The organism is Desulfobacterales bacterium (assembly GCA_028704555.1).
GTDB lineage: Bacteria > Desulfobacterota > Desulfobacteria > Desulfobacterales > JAQWFD01 > JAQWFD01.
Window position 1 is genome coordinate 1 of sequence record JAQWFD010000041.1, and the last position, 21,263, is coordinate 21,263.

Genomic DNA, 21,263 nt, shown 5'->3' on the forward strand with positions numbered 1-21,263 from the left:
TTGTGGGTCACTACATTGACTTTCAAAAAATTCTGATCTAAAAATATCAGATAGTTAGATGACTCATATGGCTCAATTTGGCCAAATTTCATCCTCTACGCCATCAATTTTGGCGAACTTGGGTTAGCTTGCGCTATCGCTTCCTGCGAACCACTCTTCTCCTGACGACCCGTTTTATTCCATTTTTACTTTCCGGTACCGACTGGTCTGCGCCAGAGGATACGGCTGATGAAAATTTCAGAATATTTTCAGGGGCATCCAACGTATTCTGCCGATATGAGCATGTGGCCCTGGGGCATTTCAGTCCGACTTTTCCGGATGAATCCGCATACTCGATCAGAAACGGATTCCTGCACAGCGGGCATGGAAAATGATAGGGTTTGCCCCAGCTGATAAATTTGCAGTCCGGATGGGTGCAGGCGTAATATGTTTTGCCCTTTTCGGTTGTATGGGAAATGATTTTACCGGTTTTGCAAATCGGACACTCCAATGCCAGTTGAGTCTCAAACGCCCTGATCTGCTCTTCGATACGGTCTTCATCAAAATCTATATCATCGGGTTTGTCGAGTTTGTCGGATTTGTCGAGTTTATCGGGTTTATCGGGTTTATCGGGTTTATCGGGTTTGTCGAGTTTGTCGAGTTTGTCGGGTTTGTCGGGTTCATCGGGTTTGTCGAGTATTCCGGGCGGCTGGGTCGGATATTCGGCGGATTCAATTTTTTCGGGCTCGCTGCTTGTTTCGATTCGGTCGGACGATGCTGCTTTTGATACGGATGGTTCGGGAATTTGCTTCTGTTCGACGATCTCTTCCGGAATATCGACGGATGGCATTGATACAAGTCCGGTGTCATGAGGATCCTCATGCAATGCGTCCCCGTCAGCCGCCATCTGCTCATGATCCGGAGGCAGCCTGTTATCCGGACGCTCAACTGGCACGGTCTGATCCTCAGAATCAACGGTTTCAATCTGACTCTGTTCGGGAGGTTTCCGGGTTGTCGGAAAAATTTCGGTAATTTTTATATCACCGCTGAAGCCTTGCCAGGTAAATATATTAGGTTCAGAAGACTCCTGATCGGTTTCAGCAGCTCTTTGCCGAACCAGTTTAAGCAGATCCGCCTTTTTACGTTCGGACATTTTGTCGACTTTATTCCCGCCCCCCCCGGATTTGGATGAAGTGGGCACTATCCTCGATATCAGGCTCTGATCAACCTGTCGGATGGCATAATCGAGTTCTTTTCTTCCGGATATGACTTCTTCGATGCTCTGAATAAAATAAGCAATCAGGCTCATCCCCGGCATCTGTGAAAAGTGGGAATCGATCGTCTGAACAATTTGAAAGGCTGGTTCCAGAGCAACATACCGGCCTTCATCATTTGTGGATAGATAATTCAGTTCATTCAACTGCCGTATCATTTCGTCTGAAACGCCTTCGGGTTCAATACCAATCTCAGAAAGCTCCTTATTCAGAGACTCGTTGTCGAATCTTTTGAGCGCAGATTCCGCAAAAGGCTTTATTTTATCTTCACGGTCGACGATAAGAAAAAGAACGGCCAGGACAGGGATATTTATCGGCAGAAATTTATGGTCCGTACAGATTTGACGGCTGCGATACAAATGTTTGGCCATAAGCCGGTCAAACGTTTTGTTGATTTCCGAAATAAGAAACGTATTCATCGTTTTTGATTTTTCCATCTGAAAATATCAATGCAGTTTATCTGATAATGCCAAACTCATCTCTGAAATCATCCTGCCCTTTTCGGACCGCTGCTTTGAAAAATGCCTCGGCAACAGCAGGTATCAGGACGGTCCTCAGTCCTTATTGATTTCAGTGATCATATCCGCCAGCTGGGAAGCCATCTGGGACATGTTCTCTCTTGCGCCCATATCCGGATCTATACACGGAGCCGTATCGCTTTGCTCATCCGGCACGAAGTCTGCTTCCGCATCGATACCATCGTCCGGGGATACCGCATCGGCTTTTTGTTCTGCCTCGGGTGTATCTGCAGACGTATTGAATGCAATATAATTTCCGGTTCTGTCCAGCAAAACGGAAAGGGTCACCTTAACCTCAAAATCAAGCTTATAGGCCACCTGATTTTCATAAATAACGATGTCCCCCTGCTTGTATTCAACATCATCCTGAATGGCGATATGATGTCGTTCTTTAAATATCTTTTCGATGGTCTCCCAATCCAGATCAGCCGTTATGTTGTCGATAAGCTCACGTTCGCCATTCCTGATTACCTGAGAGTCTGTGATTTTCACTTGAATTGCTCCTTTGAGGATTCAAACCAATGAACTATAAATTCAATATTAAAATATTTATCCCCACAGGTTACGCAGATTTCACAGATTATTTTTAAATTCAAACACCAACCTATCTTGTTTTTGTTTTAATCTGCAAAAATCTGCGTAATCCGCGGAAAATATTTCTCCCTTTTCCTTTAATCTGTGTAGTCTGTGGACGATATTTTTTCTTTTCCTTTAATCTGTGGATAATATTTTCAACGTAATCTGCGGACGAAAGACTATCTCTTTTTAACCTCAACAAATAAAAATTCCTATACTGTTAAATTAGCGCCCTGCGAGCGGACTGAGGAGCGCTATTGCTTAAGGAGCACTTCGTTTGAGGCAAAAAATAAAAAGCAGGAATCTTTTATCTTATAACATCCTCAAACAAGGGCGCAAAGCTCCCGCCCCTCAGTCCTTAGCACTCATCACTCAGTCTTTTTTTTCGGGCTCGATCAAAATAAGTGTCTATATCTTCTTGCAAGGCCCCAAAACGTCCATAATCTCCAAAGCCAGCTTCAGATATGCCCTGGCCCCGATGGATTGAATATCGCATAAGGCGGCCGGCTTACCCATGGTTGATGCATCTCTGATTATCCTGTCCTGCGGGATTATGGTAGAAAAATTATGGATACCAAACCCTTTGTCCGATGGATTATCTTCACCTTCATCCTGCATCGTGTATACGATGCCGCTGATTTTCAAATCCGGATTTTTGTCTTTCCGTATCTGTTGTACTATTCGAAGCAATTGCCCCAATCCTTCAAGCGCATAGACCTGGAATTGAACAGGGACCAGCAGCCACCGGCAGGCAATCAGGGCCGAAAGGGTTAAAAAGCCAAGCGAAGGGGGTGAATCCATGATCACATAGTCATATCTGTCCGCCACATCGTCAATCAATTGTTTCAACGTTCTCTGCCTGGAATCAGGCCCTGATGCGACGGTATGAACACGGGTTGCCGCCCGGTGCAGATTAAACTGAGAGGGAATGATATGAAGTCTTTCGAGCTCTCTGTGCGCCTGTATAATCTGATCGGGGCGCGCCTCCCCGGTTAATCCATGAATCAGGCTGTACCTTAATTTTTTCTTATCAATTCCCATACCTGTCGTGGCGCTGCCCTGGGGATCACAATCAATCAGAAGCGTCTTTTTTTCATAAATAGCCAGAGAAGCCGCAAGATTAATGGCTGTAGTGGTTTTTCCGGTACCGCCTTTTTGGCTGGCTACACAAATGATATGCCCCATATAATCAATATCGCCCCAGATAGTGAAACGGGCCCACGAATAAATTCAACTGTGTTATCCCGCCAATACCTTCATAATAGGTTGAGAAAATGAATAAATTACGCTAATTAATGCAATTCAGTATCAGACATTTTTTAAGATTTCAATAGTGCATGCATATAACGTAGTACAGAAAGCATCGGCACCGACAATAGCACCCGCCGGATACAGTATCGGTGTTTATCCTGAAACAGGATATTTTTTTCAGTCTCAAGTAAGATGAAAATTTTAACCGCGCTATATGGCGTATTTTGAGGATTAAAATCCGAGCCTGACCCCGGCAGGAATCGGCTTCGCATTCCGCAGGGCGAACGCAGACATCATGAAAAATCGACATTTCCAGGGGTGGACACCAGGGAGATATCATTGAATCGTTCTATATCAATCGGAAATATTGACGATACCATTTCAGAATTAAAATACCGCGATACGAGATCCGCAAAGCACAGGCTGCTGAATGCCATCCGGCAGCGTTTCTGTTCGGATCAGGACCTCAAAACCATCCAAAGCATCGAAACTGACCGGCTGATCCCGCTCATATGGGATACCGGACCCCATCCGGGCCGGATAAAAATGAAGCGAAAAAATTTCAACAGCACCAAATCCTCGATCAATACCGATCTGATGTCGCTGTATGATCAGGGGAAAAATCCGGACGGATTCATCATCGGACCGGACAATACATTCGTCAAGTCTGATAAAGCCAGAGACGATCTCCTGGACACCATTACCCGCTCGATTGATCCTAAAGCTATCTCATTGGGGAAAATTGCCGATGTCCTCAATGCTGTCAATGAGTTTATGACTTCAATAAAACCGGCACCCCCCGATGATACCACCGATGAAATCCAGAGCCTGAGGAAAATTCTTGAACGGCTTGCCAAAAAAATCGGAATTAGCGGGTCCGGCAGACAGGATGATGCACTTTCCGGCCGAACAACACCGGTTCCCTTGTCTGATTCTTTATATGGCGACCCCCAAAATGCCGACGTTGAATCCGACGACGAACGCAATCCGCCAGAGCCAAATCGGGTCATCAAAAATACCGGTTTTGAGGAAAAGACCGACGGTTCCGGGCAGGGCCCAGAGGATACCGGAACGGCGCCGGATGCGCAGGTTATGACCGAACTGCTCGAAATCACTTCCGACCAAACCGCGGGCACCGACAGTCAGATGATCCCTGCCGGTTTTTCGGACCCGGGGGCCGGGACCCGATGGGATCAGGACGCTGATGCCGCTGACATGATATCAGATGATGACGCTGAAGCAATGGATTCAGATACGCTGGAGGAACTCCCGGAAGAAGACATCGGGGAAGACGATATTTTCGAAGATGCTGAGCAGGAAGATTTCGAAGATGCTGACATCGAGGACCTTTCCGATGACCTGAAAACAGAAGCACTGGAAACGGTTGCGGACGAAACACCTGATGAAGGGGAATCGGATGGTGATCCGGACAATATTCAGGCCGACAATTCCAAAATAGCGGATCCCGAAGAAACCGGCGCTGATATTGACTCCTCATTCACGGAAACTGACGGTACCGAAGATGCCCCCGACGGAACAAAACCGGGTGTAGCGGCAGATGATCGGGTTGAAATCGTCGATATCCTGGAGGAAGTTGCAGAAGAAGATACGCATCTGTCCGCTTCCCCGCAAACCGATTCGGCCCTATCAGCTGATTCCGGTGATCAGTGGCCGGAAGGCATGGATGACGCCGACATGATCCCCGACGACTTCGAAGAAATCCCGGAAGATGAAATCGATAAAGAAGACCTGTATGAACCCAACGAACTCAATGAACCCTTGCCGGCCGAACTCGGTCTTCCTTCAGATAATCTTGACGATGCCGAACAGCTGACGGAAAAGCGAGCGCTTCTTTCCGAAGCATTTGACGGTTATCTGGGTGCGATGGAACGATATTACAATCAATACCTGCTGATTCCATCCGGTAACTTTGTCGTGAGAAACCGATTGCCGAAACAAAATGACCCGCCGCAGCGGAGCATAACGCTGCCCGAATACTATTTCAGTAAATTTCCCGTCACCAATGCCCTGTTTGAAGTATTTATCGAACGCACCGGATATAAAACCACCGCCGAAGAATCCGGATTCGGAATCGTATATGAAGGCCGGTTCCAGAAAATTCAGGATAAAAAAACCGGCCTTGTGCGCTCTGTCTGGAACTCGACCTATAACCGAAAAGTCGTTCAGGGAGCATTCTGGTACCAGCCGGCAGGCCCGGGAAGTAATTTACATAAAAAAAGAAATCATCCGGTGGTTCAGGTGAGCCTTAATGATGCCCTGGCATTTGCTGCCTGGGTAGGAAAACGCCTGCCGACCGAAGTTGAATGGGAAGCGGCAGCCCGGACAAAATCGGAAAATCCGTATCCATGGGGAACCGCATGGAAACAAGAATCATGTAATATGGAAGATGCCGCAGTGTCAGGCACAACCCCGGTCGATGCCTATAGCAGTGGAGCGAACAAATACGGCATCTGTGACACCCTGGGAAACGTCCTGGAATGGACAACCGATGAATGCGATCCACCCTATGCCCTGAAACATAACGTAAAATATTATATCACAAAAGGCGGCAGCTGGATTTCAGACAACAAAATTACGCTGGCATCACGATTCAAATTTGAAAAAAATTTCACATCCAACATTCTGGGATTCCGATGCATGGTGGAATAGGAAAAGGACAGAGGTCAGAAGGCAGAGGGCAGAGGGCAGAGGGCAGAGGTCAGAAGGCAGAAGGCAGAAGGCAGAAGGCAGAGGGCAGAAGGCAGAGGTCAGAAGGCAGAGGGCAGAAGGCAGAGGGCAGAGGGCAGAAGGCAGAGGTCAGAAGGCAGAAGGCAGAGGGCAGAAGGCAGAGGGCAGAAGGCAGAAGGCAGAGGGCAGAAGGCAGAAGGCAGAAGGCAGAGGGCAGAGGGCAGAGGGCAGTGCTGGGGGCTGAGGACTGATTGGCCCGGGTGAATAGGGATTAGGCATGGAAATCTTATTGCGGATGGACTCACGACTCTCGACTCTCAACTCACGACTGTTTTTTGACAACTCAGGACTCACACGAAATATCCGTGTCGTATACCCGCTGTCTGGCGTTTGCGGCGGCTTTCAGGACTTCTACGTTTACATCCACATAGTCAAATACGCGGGCTTTATCCTTGCCGGGAGCGGGCCTGAGAATTCTTCCCAGGTACTGGAGGAGTCGGCCGCTGAAGCGGACGGGGGTTGCCAGAAACAGGGTTGAAAGGTTTTTTGAATCAAAGCCTTCCCCGATCAGCTGACCGGTGGCGACCAGCACCTTGATCTCTCCCCGGTTCAACCGTTCGGTGATCGATCGTCTGTCCGCAGTGCCGACATCTCCGGTAAGCACCGCTGTCTCAATATGGTGTTTGTACCGCAGCAAGGCAGACAGGGTCTCGCATTGGAGCTTTCTGTCGGAAAGCACCAGGCAGGTACCGCTGCGGGAAGCCACTTCCTGCGCCACATCATCGGCGATCAGGCGGTTTCGTTCATCGTTTGCAGTCAGTTCCAGCAGCATTTTACTGTATTCGTTCACGGGATCATAATAGGGCCTGAAATCCGTTTCGCGGATAATGACTTCAGCCGAAAGCACATCACCCCGCTCAATCAGGTCTGTTTTGCTCATCTCATAGTGCTGATCTCCCAAATGCCAGAAAATCAGTTTTGAAAGTTTGTCCCGCCGCCAGGGCGTTGCGCTCAATCCCAGCATGTACCGGCTGTCAAATCCGGAAACCGCTTCGGTAAAGGTGCGGCTGGGCGTTCTGTGGCATTCATCCACCACGACATGGCCGATATGGGGGGCGACCTCTTCCACACATTTGTACAGGGACTGGACCATCGCAACCGTTATTTTTTTTCCGACAGATCGCTTTCCGGCACCGATAAAACCGATTTCCTTTTTGGGAATCTGTAGAAACGTTTCAATCCGGTCCATCCATTGAAACGCAAGATCTTTGGTATGAACCACAATCAGGGCGGGTTGCTTTCGCTGAGCGATCATGTAAAGGGCAATGACCGTCTTGCCGGAGCCGGTCGGCGCACTCAGCGTTCCAAACTCTTTGGACAGCATCACCCCGGCCGCCTCTTTCTGGAGGGGTTTGAGCCGGCCGGAAAATGTAACATCAACGGGTTCAAGATTTCGGCGTTGATCGATGATGTCATAATCCAGATTATTTTTCCGGCACAGACAGATCAGCTGGCGGGCATAGCCCCGGGGAATAACCAGCCCGTCCTTTCCGGATTTGCTGTAATATTTCAATTCCTTGGGAACCCCGCGGTTCCAACGGCCCATGCGTTCGTTTTCCAGCCATTTGGGATTGGGCAAGGTAAATTTTTCGATCAGGTCATCTTTAAATTCCGGATCAATTCCCTGAATTTTTATATGCCGGGTAAGTATGATATGCAACGGTGCTGAAGAAGGCATGATCCTGTCAGCTACCGGAATGTTCGGCGTTCTGCCGATACTGATCAATTACATTTTGCAGGCTTTTCACTGCCAGCTGGATGCAATGCACCTTTTCATCCGGAATGGCTTCCAGCCGAAAAAAAACCTCGCTGTCTTTGACGAGATAGGCTTCATCAAGGGTTTTACCTTTAATGATATCGACCAGGGCCATGGCAGAAGACACGGAGCCGGGACAGCCATCGACTTCAAAACGGACATCGGCAATTTTCCCCTGATCCATCTTCATGGTGATCTTCATGGTATCCCCGCAGTCGCCGGTCAACTCGGTTGACAGATCTGCATCCGCAAGGGTTCCCATGTAGGGTTTGTTCAGATAATAATCAATTGCCCGATCTGAATACCCCTGCCGCAACAATCGCTCCCGGAACCTGCCCGTCCCCTTGAAATCAATCACCAAATCGTATTCCATGCCAGCCCCCTTTTATAGTCGTAAGTCCTCTGACCGCTGACCGCTGTCTTCTGATTTTTCCCGGTATATTTTAACCGCTTTTTTCAAGGTCTTTATGGCCTTGTAGATACATTTTGTTTTTTCTTCAGGAAACGGTTCGAGCCGTTCCATAAAATCCGAGGGTTCAATGGCATCGGCCTGATCGATGGTTTTTCCCCGAACCAGGTCAACCAGAGCCATTGCCGAGGAAATAGTACCGGCGCATCCAGTGATATCCACCTTGGCATCGGATATGAGGTCCTGATCCATTTTTAAATAAAGCGTCATGGTATCATCACAGGAACCCGTATTATCGGCAATAATATCTGCATCGGAGATGGTTCCCAGATTCGGCCTGTCCATGCAGTATGATATGGCTATATCCGAATAGCCGAGCTGTGACAGGCGCTCCCTGAATCTGCCGGTTCCCTTGAAATCGATCACCATATCGTATTCCATGCGCCATCCTGTTCCGCTCCGGTTGAAAAACGGAATAAAATTGTCACAAAACTGGCCGGCCTAAAGATCACTCAGCGTCCAACCGGATATGCTTAATTTTTATCAGACCTCAAGTCAAGGAAAAAGAATATAAGCAGTATTGGTTATCCGACCGCTGAGCATAACTGACGTGCCGGGCGCCAAAGAAGGACAGCCACGGGGGTTTGCCCCCACGATGGCTGCCCCCTGGCCTCCGACCTCCGATTCCCTCTTGCCTTCTATCCATGAGTCAGATATAAGGAATGTTTTAAGTATTTTTAGTAGCTAAGGGCTCACTCAGAAATAGCTTCCCATTTTAAGCGCCGATGCATCCTGCCTGGCTGCGTTACGAAAGCTCGGAATATACTTGATATTCCTGCACTTTTTTGCCTTGCCAGACAGGCGCTTCAACACTGAAAATTGCGAACTTATTTCTGAACGAGCCCTAAGTCATGAAATAATCAACAGCCAGCTGGCAGCTTCAACATGGAACAGGCCGCATCGTCCCCGATGTGGGGATTCAGGAAGGTGTTCCCATCGAATCGTCAACCCAAACAAAACGTTTAATATATCTCATGAAAAAACAACCTATTGCAGTGGTCTCAATGGCCGGCGTTTTCCCCGGTGCGTCAGATCTTGATATATTCTGGGAGCATATCGTCAACAAGGTGAGTTCGGTTTGTGAGGTTCCCGAAGACCGGTGGATTGCAAAACCGGATGTCATGTATGATCCAGAACTGAAACCGGATAAGGCTTACTCGACAAGGGCCTGCCTGATCCGTGACTTTGCGTTTGACCCTGAAGGCTTCCGTCTTGATTCAGCGCTGCTGTCATCTTTGGACCCCCTTTATCAGATTCTTCTCCATACCGGCCGGGATGCATTTTCAAACTGCATCACCCACCCGCTCAACAAGGAGCGCATCGGCGTCATCCTGGCGGCCATTGCGCTTCCAACCGATTCGTCATCCGCCATCACACGGCGCATACTGGGCCGTTCATTTGAGCAGCGTCTGTTTCCGGACACGCCCCTTGCCCCTGACCGGCCACTGACTGTTGCTGACTATCTGTCCAGCCGTGTCACCAGCCTGCCGGCCGCGCTCCTGTCCGAAGCCCTTGGACTTGGCGGCGGCAGCTTTACGCTGGATGCGGCCTGCGCATCTTCCCTGTACGCCGTGAAACTGGCCTGTGACCAGCTCCAGTCCTACCGGGCCGATGCAGTGCTTGCCGGAGGGGTTTCCAGACCCGACTGCCTGTATACCCAGGTCGGATTCAGCCAGCTTCAGGCCCTGTCCCCTTCCGGGCGATGCGCCCCGTTTGATGAAAGCGCAGACGGTCTGGTGGTGGGAGAAGGGGCCGGTATCATGATGCTCAAACGGCTTGATGACGCGCTTCGTGACGGCGATTCGATTTACGGAATTATCCGGAGCATCGGGCTTTCCAACGACATCCGGGGCAATCTGCTCGCGCCGGATACAGACGGACAGATCCGCGCCATGGAAAATGCCTACCGGAATTGCGGATGGAAGCCTCAGGATGTGGATCTGATTGAATGTCACGGAACCGGCACACCCACGGGAGACCGGGCCGAACTGCAAAGCATGGGAGCGGTCTGGGGGGATGCCGGATGGACCCCGCACCAGTGCGCGATCGGCTCGGTCAAATCCATGATCGGCCATATGCTGACCGGTGCCGGCGCCGCCGGCATGATCAAGACCCTGCTGGCACTTAAACATGAAACCCTTCCCCCGTCCCTCAATTTTACAAAAGCGCCGGCAAACAGCCCGCTGGCAGACGGACCGTTCAGAGTTCAGACATCCGCCGAACACTGGAAACAGCGGGCATCGGACATCCCGCGCCGGGCCGCTGTCAGCGCATTCGGCTTCGGAGGCATTAACGCTCATCTGCTGATCGAACAGTGGAACCCGGATAATATCGAGAACCGCTCCACCGCCTCAGTCCGGTATTCAGAAACCGTCGAAACAGACACGGCACGCGCTGAAACCTCACCGACCCCTCCGGAAATCGCTATCATCGGGATGAATTCGGCATTCGGTGCTATCACCTCTTTAAAAAAATTTCAGGAAGCGGTTTTAAACGGCGAAAGCGCTATCGGTAAAAGGCCTTCACACCGGTGGAAAGGAGCTGAGGCCACAGCCGCTGAATATCTAAACACCCAAAACCTTCACGGCGCATTTTTAAACGATTTATCACTGTATGCCGGCGAATTTCATATCCCGCCCAGAGAAATTCCGGATATTCTTCCCCAGCACCTGCTGATGCTGAAAGTGGCTGCCGGCGCAATGAAAGATGCAGGCCAGCCGCTCAGGGATATCCGCCCTCAAATGGGCACCATTGTGGGCATGAGCTTTGACATGGAGGCTACCAATTTTCACCTGCGATGGAACCTTCACAACCAGGTCCGGCTCTGGGCCGGGCGCCTGGGCCTGGACCCGGATGATGATGCCACCCTCCAATGGCTGGATCAGTTAAAAGACCAGTGCGGTGGGCCGCTGACCGCAACCCGTACCTTAGGAGCGCTGGGCGGAATCATCGCCAGCCGCATTGCCAGGGAATTCCGGTTCGGGGGGCCCAGCTTCGTGGTATCTGCCGAGGAGGCTTCCGGCCTCAAAGCCCTTGAAATCGGGGTCAGATTTCTCCAGAACCATGAGGCCGACGCCATGCTCATCGGCGCCGTGGATACGGGCGGTGATGTCAGGCAGCTCATCATGGAAAACCAGATCCGCCCCTTTTCCGAAACCAACCGGGTACGCCCCTTTGATCAATCTGCTGACGGAAGACTGCCGGGCGAAGGCGCCGTGGCCCTGGTTTTAAAACGACTGGATCAGGCCATAGCAGACGGGGATCGGATCTATTCGGTGATCAAAGGCATCGGCAGCGCTTTTGGCATCGAAACGAACAGAGGCTCTGTTACCGGTGAGGCCTATGTCCGATCAATGAACAGCGCATTTGAGGCATCCGGCGTATCTCCTGACGCGGTCAGCTTCATGGAAACCCATGGAAGCGGCGTTCCCGAAGAAGATGCCGCCGAAGCCCGGGCCCTTTTCGAGGTGTTCGGACACCGGAAAGAACCCTGCGGCATCGGATCGGCCGAACCTGTCATCGGCAGCGCCGGTGCGGCCTCGGCGCTGGCATCGATTGTAAAAACCAGCGTGTGCCTGTATCAGGAAATCATCCCTCCCCTGCCCGGTTTTTCAAACCCGAAACAGGACGTGTGGCAGAAAGGCGCGTTTCATATTCCGGTTCACCCGCAGTACTGGTTCCGGAACCGCGCGGACGGCCCCAGGAAAGCGTGCGTCAGCGCCATGACCATTGACGGCAACTGCATGCATGTGGTGCTGGAGGGATATGACGGCAATCCAAACCGCCCCGTTTCGGAAAAGGTCGAAACCGAACGGATTCAGCCGCTGGGAATGAAGGATACAGGGCTCTTTGTCGTGGAAGCCGACAGCAAAAACCAGCTGCTTGACGGCCTTGAATCGCTGAACCGGTTTATTCAGAGCCATCATGGGCCAGACCGGCGCATGGAACAGACTGCATTCGACTGGTATCACCAGAACGGTCATGATCCGAAAAAACCGCTGGCCCTCTCTCTGGTAGCCGGTGATATGTCCCGGATCAAATTCTGGATGGAAGATGCCGGAAAGGCCATCGTATCCGACAGCCGCAGGCAAATAAACGGAGGCCCCGGAGGCATCTGCTATTCCCCCGAACCGCTGGGGGCAGAGGGCGGCATTTCCTTTGTTTTTCCGGGTTCAGGCAACCATTATGTAGGAATGGGACGCGAAATCGGAACCCGGTGGCCGGAAGTACTGCGAAAAATGGATACCGAAACCCTGCATCTCAAGACACAGATGATTCCCGCCTGTTATATGCCCTGGCGGAGCTCATGGATGCCCGGCTGGGAAAAAGAGGCTGAAGCGCGTATCCTCTCCGACCCGCACCACATGATTTTCGGACAGGAGGTTCACGGCGGGGTCATGACCCATGTGATCAGCCAGTTTGGCATTCGCCCTTCATCCTGTATCGGATACAGCCTCGGTGAATCCGCAGGGCTCTTCGCCCTCGGCGCATGGCCGGATCGAGGCCGGATGCTCGAACGGATGCTGGAGACGGATCTGTTCACTACCGAACTGGCCGGACCCTGCCACGCCGCCCGAAAGGCATGGAATATCCCGGCCGGAGAACCCTTCAACTGGTGTGTAGCCGTTGTCAACCGCCCGGCCGACGAAGTAAAATCTGTAATCGGGCGTCACCCCCTTACCCGGCTGCTGATTATCAATACTCCGGATGAATGCGTGATCGGCGGCATGAACGGGCCGATCCGTTCGGTTATCAAAGCGCTTGGCTGTGATGCCTTTTTTCTGGACGGAGTGGTCACGGTTCACTGTGATGCGGCGCTGCCGGCAAAAGAGGCGTACAAAGCACTTCATGTCTTTCCCACCACCGCCGTTGACGGCATCCGGTTCTACAGCTGCGCACAGGCAACCTCCTATGACCTGACCAGCGAGGCTGCCGCGCAGTCCATTTTGAACCAGGCCCTTTACGGCTTTGATTTCACCCGGACCATCGACCAGGCCTATGCGGACGGTAACCGCATTTTTCTGGAACTGGGCCCCAGAGCCTCCTGCACCCGGATGATCAGACAAATCATAGGGAAACGTCCCCATCTGGCGGTCTCTGCCTGCGTTCGGGGGGAGGATGACTATGTAACAATTCTCAAATGTCTCGGAGCGCTGGTTGCTGAACGGGTACCGGTTGACCTGGATCGTCTTTTTCCGTCCAGGACCTATGATGCCCTATCGCCAAAAGAGGCAGCTCAATCCAAGCATGTCATTGCCTTGACCATTGGCGGCCGGCCGCCGTCCATGCCACTGCCGCCGCGGGCTGCCAAAAAACAGAACCCAAAACGCCAGCAATTACCTGAAAAGCCGAAATCCTCCCCCAAGGCCCGACAGGAATCCGTCGCCGAAGTCCATGAGCCGATGTCCCCGATGCTGGAATCATTCAACCGGAACATGCGGAAAACAGCTGAGGCCCATCAGGAATTCCTTGAGTTGTCAAACCGGATGAAGACCGCTTACGGTAAAGCCTGCATACTCCAGAATCGGCTGTTGGCGCAGCTGGTTTCATCGGACCTGCTGCCGGCCGGCCTGACAGATCAGACAGATCAGACAGATCAGACAGATCCGGCCGATAAGGCTGCTGCCCCGCCGCCTGCCTTCTCCCGGGAGATGTGCATGGAATTTGCCACAGGATCGCTGGCAGCGGTTCTCGGACCTGAGTTTGCGGTGGTTGACACCTACAATGCCAGGGTGCGCCTGCCGGACGAACCCCTGATGCTGGTGGACAGAATCATGAGCGTGGACGGGGAAAAAGGTTCCCTGGCATCCGGAAAGCTTGTTACCGAACACGACGTACTGCCCGGGGCCTGGTACCTGGATGGCGGGCATGCCCCCGTGTGCATATCCGTGGAGGCCGGCCAGGCAGACCTGTTTCTCTGCTCATACCTGGGAATTGATCGGGTGGTGAAGGGAAAACGAACCTACCGCCTGCTGGATGCCCGCGTCCGGTTTCACCGGGGACTTCCAAAACCGGGTGATACCATCCGTTACGAAATCAGCATTTCAAAATTCATCCGCCAGGGCGATACCTATATGTTCTTTTTCAATTATGAAGGCCGTATCGGCAATGAACCCCTGATCACGATGACCGACGGCTGCGCCGGTTTTTTTACGGAAGAAGAGGTGCAAAACTCCGGCGGAATTATCCTCACCGCGGAAGATACCTGCCCGCTTGACGGGAAAAAACCCGGCGACTGGACCCAGCTGGTTCCCGTTGCGGCCGAAAGTTACGATGACCGGGCGATTGAGGCCCTTCGCGAGGGAAACCCGGCCGCATGCTTCGGCCCTGATTTTGACGGCATCCGGCTGCCCGAATCGATCAAACTTCCCGGCGGGCGCATGCACCTGGTCGACCGGGTGCTGAGCATCGATCCTGCGGGCGGCAGATACGGCATCGGCCAGATTCGGGCGCAGGCCGATATCCATCCGGACGACTGGTTCCTGACCTGCCATTTTGTCGATGACAAGGTCATGCCCGGCACGCTCATGTATGAATGCTGCTGTCATACCCTTCGGATTTTCCTGCAACGGATCGGCTGGATCAGCGAAACCCCGGGCGTCTGTTACGAGCCGATGACCGGCAATGAAAGCGTCCTCAAATGCCGGGGTCCGGTGACCCCGAAAACCCGTCATGTCATCTATGAAGTGGATCTCAAAGAAATCGGCTACGGGCCGGAGCCCTATGCCATCGCCGATGCCAACATGTATGCGGACGGGGATCACATCGTCCTGTTCAAAGGCATGTCTCTTAAAATGACGGGTGCCTCCCGGCAGGACATTGAATTGTTCTGGAAAAGCAGGGGCCGCAGCCATGCCCGTTCTCCGGAAGTCACCGCTCCCCTGTTTGACCGCCGGCACATTCTGGCCTTTGCCACGGGAAACCCCTCCGAGGCATTCGGAGAGCTGTATCAGGCGTTTGATTCGCAGCGGTTTATCGCCAGGCTTCCGGCCCCACCGTATTCGTTCATAGACCGGATCACGCATATCGAACCATCGCCGTGGTCGATGAAACCGGATGGCTGGGTCGAAGCCGAATACGATGTGCCCGAAGATGCCTGGTATTTCAAGGCAGATCGATCCGGTACCATGCCGTTTTGCGTCCTCATGGAGTGCGCGCTTCAAACCTGCGGATGGCTTGCCGCCTACGCGGGCTCTGCCCTGACCAGCCAAAAGGATCTCAAATTCAGGAACCTGGACGGAACCGGCGTGCTGCACCACGACATTTTTCCGGATACCGGACGGCTGACGCTGCGATGCCGCATGACGCAGGTATCCTCTGCCGCGGACATGATTATCCAGAAATATGAGATGCAGATTCTGGCGCACGGCCATCTTTTTTACGAGGCTGACACCTCGTTCGGCTTTTTTACCGTTGAATCATTGCATCAGCAGGTGGGCATACTCGATACGGATTCAGGCACATACCAGCCCTCTGCGGCAGAGATGAAACAAAACCGGCCGTTCAGCATCAAAAAAGATCGTCCCCAGTTCCCGGATGATCCCGAAAGCAGCCCGGCACCTTCTCTGGCCCTGCCGTCAAAAGCACTTCTCATGCTCGATCGAATTGACGCGTTTATACCGGACGGCGGGCCATCAGGACTGGGGTATATTAAAGGGTCAAAGGTCGTTGACCCGGACGAGTGGTTTTTCAGGGCCCATTTTTTTCAGGACCCGGTTTGCCCCGGTTCTCTGGGTATTGAATCGTTTCTGCAGCTGATCAAATTTGCGGCTGTGGACCGATGGGGCCATCTGTCTGAAACGCACCGGTTCGAACACATGCCATCGGTGTCTCACACCTGGAAATACCGGGGGCAGATCATCCCGGACAACCAGCGCATCGACGTTGAGGCAGTCATCACCCACATCGAAAATGAACCGGTTCCGACCATCCTGGCAAATGGACTCTTGAAAGTTGACGGACTTTGCATATATAAACTGGAACAGTTCGGATTACGGCTGGTGCCGGGGGAAAAGAACAAACGCCCTGCCGGGCGGACTTAGGAGCGCTATCGCTTGAGGAGCACTTCGTTTGAGGCAGGAAAAAGAAACAAAAAGTAAATAATGATGATCGCGTAAAAAGTACCCGCATCCGTCATTCCCGCGGGGCGGGAATCCGGAACATGGTGAAAGGGCTGAATATGACTTTTTACAAGGCCGTCAATAATAACCAATAACTGATCTAAATAGCTGATATGCGGTATTCTAAAGTATACGTTGATTCATTTGGTTACGAACTTCCTTCAAATGTGGTGACTTCCGATGATCTCGAGAAGCGGCTGGAGCCGCTGTATAACGCTCTGCACTTAAAAAAAGGTCAACTGGAGGCGTTAACCGGCATCTATGAGCGCCGTTTCTGGGATCCGGGTTGCCGGATGTATGAAGGCGCCATCAAGGCCGGTCAGAAGGCGCTGGAAAACAGCCGGGTGGCTCCTGAACAGATCGGAATGATCATTTATGGCGGGGTCTGCAGAGACAATCTCGAACCAGCGACGGCATGTGCCGTGGCAGACGCCCTGAAACTGGGTCCGAATGCTCAGATCTATGATGTGACCAATGCCTGTCTGGGGGTTCTCAACGGAATGGTCCAGGTGGCCAACGCCATTGAGCTGGGCCAGATCCGGGCCGGGATGGTGGTCTCCTGCGAATCTTCCCGCGAAATCATGGACACGACCATCAACCGGCTCCTGTCCAATCCGGATATGGACACCTTCAAGCAGACCGTGGCCACCCTGACCGGTGGCTCCGGGGCCGTAGCTGTGGTGATGTGCGACAAAAGGCTGTCCGAGGACGGTCATCAGCTGCTGGGCGGCACCGCCAGGAATGCCTCCCGATTTCACCGGCTGTGTCTGTGGGGACCTAATACCGGCATGCCGACAACCATAGAGCATGTCATGCGTACCGATTCGATCGGCGTACTGCAAAACGGCGTGGCCCTCGGCATTGACACATTCAACGCCTTTAAAAAACACCTGGCCCTGTCCGATGACAAACCGGACAAGATCATATGCCATCAGGTCGGGGCCACGCATCAGAAAACCATACTGGATTCTCTCGGCATCGGTACGGAAAAGGATTTTACCACATTTTCTTATCTGGGCAATATCGGTACGGTTTCACTTCCCATTACAGCGGCTATTGCCGATGAACGCGAATTTCTTCTGCCCGGCGATCTGGTGGGATTTCTTGGAATCGGCAGTGGACTCAACTGCCTCATGCTGGGTTTAAGGTGGTAAACTGCGGTGACGTTATTTAAAAACAGATTAAAAATCAGGCCCGTCGATACCTCCGGATTTTGTCATCTGTATCCGTTTAAATCCAGATACATGAAGATCAACGGGCTCAACTGCCATTACCTGGATGAAGGCAGCGGTGACCCGGTGGTAATGGTACACGGCAACCCGACCTGGTCATTTTATTTCAGAAGGCTCATCAGCGACCTGTCGCCAGACTGCCGCTGCATTGTGCCGGATCATATCGGATGCGGGCTGTCGGACAAACCCGATACCAGCGGTTATGATTACCGCCTGAGCAGCCGGATCCATGATCTCGAAACGCTGCTGGATCATCTTGGGGTCAACCGCCGCATCACATTGATTGTCCATGACTGGGGCGGAATGATTGGTACGGCCTTTGCCGTAAAGTATCCGGAACGGATCAGCCGGATGGTGATACTGAACACCGCGGCCTTTTTCCCCCCCGGAGACAAGCCCATTCCCATGAGACTGCGGATGCTTCGAAATCTTCCCCTGCCCGCCACAGTGGCAGTTCTCGGCTTAAACCTGTTTGCCTTAAGCGCCCTGTTCATGGCCACAACCCGACGGCTTCCAAGAGCGGTCAAATCCGGCCTTGTTGCTCCGTACAACTGCTGGAAGAATCGAATAGCCACGTTGAAATTCGTTCAGGATATTCCTCTGACAGAACATGACCCGGGTTACGATCTTGTCCGTCATGTCAGCGGCCATCTGGATCGGCTGGCCCGCATCCCGAAGCTGATCTGCTGGGGAGAAAAGGATTTCGTGTTTGACATGGATTATCTGGCGCAGTGGAAGCGCTTTTTCCCGGATGCCGAGGTATGCAGTTTTCCGGATGCCGGACATTATGTACTGGAAGATGCGCCTGAAAGGGTCAGCTCAGCGGTCAGAAATTTTCTGGCTCTCCACCCGATCTGAACATCACGGCCGGTCCGATCCAGTCTGCAGCCGGTTCTCATACAACCCCAGCGTTGCATAAACAAGATGGTGGAAAATATCACAAACTGATAATTACAAAAAGATGGAAAACCAATTGTGCAGTATCTGAATTTCCCGAAGGTCGAAGTCAACAAAATTTATGAAAATCATTTTTTTTGTGTGTGCAACGCTGGGGCACCTTTTCCAAATGGAATCGATCAGCCATGAACAACAAGGGCATATCGGTTTTAAAACTGATCCTGGTCATCCTGATTTTGCTGGCCCTGGCCGGAGGCGCCTTCTGGGGATATCAGAAGGCGATGAATCCGAGCCTCAAACGGGTGCCGCTGTCCAATGTGTCCCTGAAGGATGAAATCGTCGGATTTACATTTGATATGCTTCCGGGGCTCTACCAACGCCTGGTCAGTCTGGATCGGGAAATCAGCCTGATCGATCAGGAAATCAACCGGCTGGAAAAAATGGGTGCCGAATTTCCGCGGCAGAAAAATATCATCACCACTGAAAAATCGACATGGTCCGGCATCCGTAAAGATCTGATCCGGTTTGACTCCGATTTTGAAAAACAGCTTGAGACCTTATATGTTGCGTACATGGTAAACAGAGACAGGGGGGCTTCTCAAATGGAGCAGGAAAAGCGTCAGATGATCGAATCTGCGGACAAGGCGCTGGCTTCTTCGGGCAAGTTAACCCGGCGTCTGGAAGCCGAAAAAGATAAAAACCTACTTGAACAATTAAAAGATAAGTTTCTGTAATTATTTATTATGAATACAATACAAACACAAACACAAAACAATACCGACCGAATCAACGTGTCCATGCACCTGAAGGAAATGGCCCGGAAAAAGCCTTATCAGAGGGCTGTCGTATATCCGACCGGACGGGACCATCAGGGACGCGTCAGCTATTCTCACCTGACATTTCTTCAACTCGACCGGGAATCCGACAACATCGCCCACGGGTTGAACAAGGCCGGAATTACCCGAGGGACACGGACGATCCTGATGGTAAGACCCGGTTCGGAATTTTTCGCGTTAGCCTTTGCGCTGTTCAAGACCGGTGCCATTCCGGTCGTCGTAGATCCGGGTATGGGAAACAAACGCATGCTCCAGTGCCTTAAGGAAAGCCGTCCCGACGCCTTTATCGGCATACCGCTCGCCCATGTGCTCAGAATTATTTACCCGAATTATTTCAAAACGATCAAAACCTTCATTACCGTTGGCCACCGCTGGTTCTGGGGAGGTCTGACACTCGATCACATTCGCCGGTCCCAGCCATTGCCTTATGTCCCGGTCAATACCCGGAAGGATGAAACCGCCGCCATCCTGTTTACAACAGGCAGTACCGGCCCGGCCCGGGGCACCCTGTACACACACGGCATCTTTGATGCCCAGATCCGTCATATCCGGGAGCTGTTCAACATCGGCGATGATGAAATCGATCTGCCGACATTTCCCCTGTTCGCCCTGTTCGATCCGGCCCTGGGGATGACAGCGGTCATACCGGATATGGACCCGACCAAACCGGCCTGTGTCAATCCGGAACATATCATTGAAGCGATTTTTGATCAGGGAGTGACCAACATGTTTGCCTCGCCTGCCCTGCTCAACCGCGTGGGCCATTACGGCAACCCGCATAGCGTCAAACTGCCATCCATCCGACGGGTGGTTTCGGCAGGAGCACCGGTGCTGCCGGCAAATATCCGGCAATTTTCATCCATGTTGTCCAAAACAGCTGAAATTTTCACGCCCTACGGGGCTACGGAAGCCATGCCGGTGACCTGCATCGGGGCAACTGAAATTCTGTCTGAGACTCAGTCCCTGAGTGAAAAAGGGTACGGTACCTGTGTGGGCCGGCCGGCTCCGGGAATCGACGTACGCCTGATCACCATCATCGATGCGCCCATAAACGCCTGGTCCGACGATCTGGTATTATCTCCGGGTGAAATCGGTGAGATAACGGTCAAAGGGGATGTGGTCACGCGCGGGTATTTTGAACGCCCGGAAGCTCAAAGCCTGGCCAAAATTCAGGACGGCCCGGAACTCCGGCACCGGATGGGCGATCTGGGATGGCAGGATCATAAAGGCCGGATATGGTTCTGCGGCCGCAAAACCCACCGTGTCATCACGGAAACCGGCACCCTGTATACGGTGCCGTGCGAAGCCATTTTCAATCAACACGAAAAGGTGCTCAGAAGCGCCCTGGTGGGAATCGGTCCTGATCGGCACCAGCAGATACCGGTGATCTGCATCGAACTCAAAAAAGAGTACGCCAGAGCCGATAGAAAAAAACTGACCGAGGAGCTGCTGATCCTGGCCAGAGCCAGCGTTCAGACCCATGATATTGAACACATTCTGTACCATAAAAATTTTCCGGTCGATATCCGGCACAATTCAAAAATTTTCAGAGAAAAGCTGGCCGTCTGGGCGGGAACACAGATCAGGACTGAAGACTGAGGTCTGCG

At 52.2% G+C, this 21,263-nt stretch carries 13 protein-coding genes; 7 read left to right on the forward strand and 6 right to left on the reverse strand.

The window, feature by feature from the left end; translation table 11 throughout:
- Positions 1 to 133: 133 nt before the first annotated feature.
- The 3 genes from PHQ97_13320 to PHQ97_13330 form a co-directional block, all read right to left on the reverse strand.
- The gene (locus PHQ97_13320) at positions 134 to 1,672 is read right to left on the reverse strand and encodes a type I DNA topoisomerase (GenBank protein ID MDD4393717.1); all 1,539 of its coding nucleotides are present in this window, start codon (positions 1,670 to 1,672) and stop codon (positions 134 to 136) included.
- A 135-nt stretch (positions 1,673 to 1,807) separates the two neighbouring features.
- Positions 1,808 to 2,263: a hypothetical protein gene (locus tag PHQ97_13325; protein MDD4393718.1), complete on the reverse strand. Its 456-nt coding sequence runs from the start codon at positions 2,261 to 2,263 to the stop codon at positions 1,808 to 1,810.
- Positions 2,264 to 2,755: 492 nt separating this feature from the next.
- On the reverse strand, positions 2,756 to 3,532 hold the full coding sequence (locus PHQ97_13330; protein MDD4393719.1) for a ParA family protein: 777 nt from the start codon (positions 3,530 to 3,532) through the stop codon (positions 2,756 to 2,758).
- Between the two features lie 405 nt (positions 3,533 to 3,937).
- Here PHQ97_13330 and PHQ97_13335 point away from each other — a divergent pair, with 405 nt between their 5' ends.
- Together PHQ97_13335 and PHQ97_13340 are read left to right on the forward strand one after the other, a co-directional pair.
- Complete coding sequence (locus PHQ97_13335) at positions 3,938 to 6,268, forward strand: SUMF1/EgtB/PvdO family nonheme iron enzyme (protein ID MDD4393720.1); 2,331 nt, start codon at positions 3,938 to 3,940, stop codon at positions 6,266 to 6,268.
- Positions 6,253 to 6,537, forward strand: a complete 285-nt coding sequence (locus tag PHQ97_13340; protein MDD4393721.1) for a hypothetical protein — start codon at positions 6,253 to 6,255, stop codon at positions 6,535 to 6,537. The genes PHQ97_13335 and PHQ97_13340 overlap by 16 nt, the downstream gene beginning before the upstream one ends.
- Before the next feature lie 92 nt (positions 6,538 to 6,629).
- Here the strand turns inward: PHQ97_13340 and PHQ97_13345 are convergent, their stop codons facing one another.
- The 3 genes from PHQ97_13345 to PHQ97_13355 are packed head-to-tail and all read right to left on the reverse strand — an operon-like array spanning position 6,630 to position 8,952.
- Positions 6,630 to 8,024 carry a DEAD/DEAH box helicase gene (locus PHQ97_13345; GenBank protein MDD4393722.1) on the reverse strand — a complete coding sequence of 465 codons (1,395 nt, stop codon included), beginning with the start codon at positions 8,022 to 8,024 and terminating at the stop codon, positions 6,630 to 6,632.
- 7 nt (positions 8,025 to 8,031) lie between these two features.
- Positions 8,032 to 8,475, reverse strand: a complete 444-nt coding sequence (locus PHQ97_13350; GenBank protein ID MDD4393723.1) for an iron-sulfur cluster assembly scaffold protein — start codon at positions 8,473 to 8,475, stop codon at positions 8,032 to 8,034.
- A gap of 12 nt (positions 8,476 to 8,487) precedes the next feature.
- A complete protein-coding gene (locus PHQ97_13355) occupies positions 8,488 to 8,952 on the reverse strand; it encodes an iron-sulfur cluster assembly scaffold protein (GenBank protein ID MDD4393724.1) in 465 nt (154 codons plus the stop codon).
- 593 nt (positions 8,953 to 9,545) lie between these two features.
- Between PHQ97_13355 and PHQ97_13360 the strand changes: the two genes are divergently transcribed.
- The 5 genes from PHQ97_13360 (at position 9,546) to PHQ97_13380 (ending at position 21,255) form a co-directional block, all read left to right on the forward strand.
- Positions 9,546 to 16,613 (forward strand): beta-ketoacyl synthase N-terminal-like domain-containing protein, encoded by a 7,068-nt coding sequence (locus tag PHQ97_13360; protein ID MDD4393725.1) that lies wholly within the window; start codon positions 9,546 to 9,548, stop codon positions 16,611 to 16,613.
- Positions 16,614 to 16,804: 191 nt separating this feature from the next.
- Positions 16,805 to 17,845, forward strand: coding sequence for a 3-oxoacyl-ACP synthase III (locus PHQ97_13365; protein MDD4393726.1), 1,041 nt, complete (start codon positions 16,805 to 16,807; stop codon positions 17,843 to 17,845).
- Between the two features lie 6 nt (positions 17,846 to 17,851).
- Positions 17,852 to 18,781, forward strand: coding sequence for an alpha/beta fold hydrolase (locus tag PHQ97_13370; GenBank protein MDD4393727.1), 930 nt, complete (start codon positions 17,852 to 17,854; stop codon positions 18,779 to 18,781).
- A gap of 224 nt (positions 18,782 to 19,005) precedes the next feature.
- Complete coding sequence (locus tag PHQ97_13375; GenBank protein ID MDD4393728.1) at positions 19,006 to 19,554, forward strand: hypothetical protein; 549 nt, start codon at positions 19,006 to 19,008, stop codon at positions 19,552 to 19,554.
- 9 nt (positions 19,555 to 19,563) lie between these two features.
- Positions 19,564 to 21,255, forward strand: coding sequence for a fatty acid CoA ligase family protein (locus PHQ97_13380; GenBank protein MDD4393729.1), 1,692 nt, complete (start codon positions 19,564 to 19,566; stop codon positions 21,253 to 21,255).
- Positions 21,256 to 21,263: the final 8 nt, after the last annotated feature.

Excerpts from the sequence above, each read along its gene's own strand:
- PHQ97_13330 (MDD4393719.1), bottom strand. The coding sequence starts at position 3,532 with ATGGGGCATATCATTTGTGTAGCCAGCCAAAAAGGCGGTACCGGAAAA.
- PHQ97_13345 (MDD4393722.1), bottom strand. The coding sequence starts at position 8,024 with ATGCCTTCTTCAGCACCGTTGCATATCATACTTACCCGGCATATAAAA.
- PHQ97_13365 (MDD4393726.1), top strand. The coding sequence starts at position 16,805 with ATGCGGTATTCTAAAGTATACGTTGATTCATTTGGTTACGAACTTCCT.
- PHQ97_13375 (MDD4393728.1), top strand. The coding sequence starts at position 19,006 with ATGAACAACAAGGGCATATCGGTTTTAAAACTGATCCTGGTCATCCTG.
- PHQ97_13355 (MDD4393724.1), bottom strand. The coding sequence starts at position 8,952 with ATGGAATACGATATGGTGATCGATTTCAAGGGAACCGGCAGATTCAGG.
- PHQ97_13340 (MDD4393721.1), top strand. The coding sequence starts at position 6,253 with ATGCATGGTGGAATAGGAAAAGGACAGAGGTCAGAAGGCAGAGGGCAG.
- PHQ97_13350 (MDD4393723.1), bottom strand. The coding sequence starts at position 8,475 with ATGGAATACGATTTGGTGATTGATTTCAAGGGGACGGGCAGGTTCCGG.
- PHQ97_13320 (MDD4393717.1), bottom strand. The coding sequence starts at position 1,672 with ATGAATACGTTTCTTATTTCGGAAATCAACAAAACGTTTGACCGGCTT.
- PHQ97_13380 (MDD4393729.1), top strand. The coding sequence starts at position 19,564 with ATGAATACAATACAAACACAAACACAAAACAATACCGACCGAATCAAC.
- PHQ97_13360 (MDD4393725.1), top strand. The coding sequence starts at position 9,546 with ATGAAAAAACAACCTATTGCAGTGGTCTCAATGGCCGGCGTTTTCCCC.